General features: G+C 72.1%; 2 protein-coding genes. Both read left to right on the top strand.

What is annotated here, in order from left to right:
* Positions 1–155 (top strand): alpha-glucosidase C-terminal domain-containing protein (locus FNH04_RS45600; RefSeq protein WP_194237052.1); only part of this gene is annotated, 155 nt, incomplete at its 5' end.
* 232 nt (positions 156–387) lie between these two features.
* Positions 388–1,799: maltokinase N-terminal cap-like domain-containing protein (locus FNH04_RS45595; RefSeq protein ID WP_152792089.1), on the top strand; the 1,412-nt coding region annotated here is incomplete at its 3' end.

The raw sequence follows: 1,799 nt of genomic DNA, 5'->3' as shown, positions 1-1,799 counted from the left end.
CCGAACTCGACCTGCGCACCTTCAACGGCCGCCACCCCGTCGAACTCATCGGCGGAGTCCGCTTCCCCGCCATCGGAGAACTGCCCTACCTGCTCACCCTCGCAGGCCACGGCTTCTACTGGTTCCGCTTGCGGCGAGAGCACGGTGAGCAGTGATGACTGCACCACGGTGAGTAGTGGTACGGTTGCGCCGTTCTCGTGATCTGAACCGGCAAGGACGCCCCCGCCCGGGTGACCTGAACGCCGATGGTTACGGCTCCGCGATCCGCCGGTCACGGCCCCGGCCCCGGCCACCAAGCGGGCGGGACGGTTTTCACCGTCCCGCCCTGGGAACCCTTCCACGCAACCCGACGCTCCTCCGCCACCCAATGCGGAAAGGACGCACGTCATGTCGGAAGCCACGTCGGCAGCTGTCACGCACACCGGGCACTCCACCGGTACGACCGGTCCCGGCCTCCTCGCGTCCCTGGATCCGCTGCTCAGGGAGTGGCTGCCGCGGCAGCGCTGGTTCGCGGGCAAGGGCCGCCCGGTGACCGGCTTCAGCCTGGTGGCGGCGACCGAACTGCTGCCCGTGAGTTCGAAGCTGGGGCTGATCCACCTTCTCGTACGGGCCCACCAGCCGCTCGTACCCCTCCAGAGCGCCGCGGCGCACCCCGCCGACTGCTACCAGCTGCTCCTCGGGGTACGGGAGACGCTGCCGCCACGGCTCGCGCCCGCGCTGATCGGGCGTCTGGAGGAGGGGCCGCTGGCGGGGCGCACGGTGTACGAGGCGCTGTACGACCCACGGCCCGCCGAGGTGCTTCTCGAAGCGCTGCGCGCACGGGCGCGTATCGGCGAGCTGCGCTGCGAGCGGGACATGCGGCAGGAGATCCGGGCGGGGCTGATGCCGCGCCTGGTGACGTCGGAGCAGTCCAACTCGTCGATCGTCTTTGGAGATACGTTCATCCTGAAGCTGCTGCGGCGGATCGTGCCCGGTATGAACCCGGATCTGGAGCTGCCGCTGGTGCTGTCGCGCGAGGGGTGCCCGCGGGTGCCGGCTCCGGCGGGCTGGCTGATGGCGGACCTGGCCTCCTCCGAGGACTCGTACGTGCTCGGCGTGCTCCAGCCCTTCGTGCAGGGCGCGGCCGACGGCTGGGAGCTGGCGCTGCGCGAACTGGCCAAGGGTGAGGACTTCGCCGCGGAGGCGCGGGCGCTGGGGCGGGCGACGGCCGAGGTCCACACGGCGCTGGCGCGGGCGCTGCCGACAGTCACCCTGGGGCGGGCCCAACTGGAGCTGCTCGTCGGAGGGATGACCGAGCGGCTGGAGGCGGCGGCGCAGGCGGTGCCGGCGCTGCGACCGTACGCGCCGGACCTGCACACGGCCTTCGAGGCGCTGGCGGACCTGGCGGCGGAGGGCAACACCTGGACGGCCCAGCGCATCCACGGGGACCTGCACCTGGGCCAGTGTCTGCGGTCGCCGGACGGCGAGTGGTCGCTCATAGACTTCGAGGGCGAGCCGTCCAAGTCCCTCGCCGAGCGCCGGATGCCGCAGCCGGTGGCCCGGGACATCGCGGGGATGCTGCGCTCCTTCGACTACGCGGCCCACTCGCAGAGCCCTCCGGACACGGACTGGGCGACCGTCTGCCGGGCCGCGTACTGCGCCGGATACGCCGAGGTCTCCGGCAGCGACCCGCGGACCGACCCCGTGCTGCTGCGCGCATACGAGACGGACAAGGCGGTGTACGAGGTCGTCTACGAGGCCCGGCACCGCCCCGACTGGCTGCCGGTGCCGCTGGCCGCGATACGCCGACTGGCCGCGAA

The organism is Streptomyces phyllanthi, assembly GCF_009377205.1.
In the GTDB taxonomy this organism is placed as follows: domain Bacteria; phylum Actinomycetota; class Actinomycetes; order Streptomycetales; family Streptomycetaceae; genus Streptomyces; species Streptomyces phyllanthi.
The sequence above is the reverse complement of the archived record's forward strand: the minus strand, read 5'-3'. Positions and strand labels throughout refer to the sequence as shown.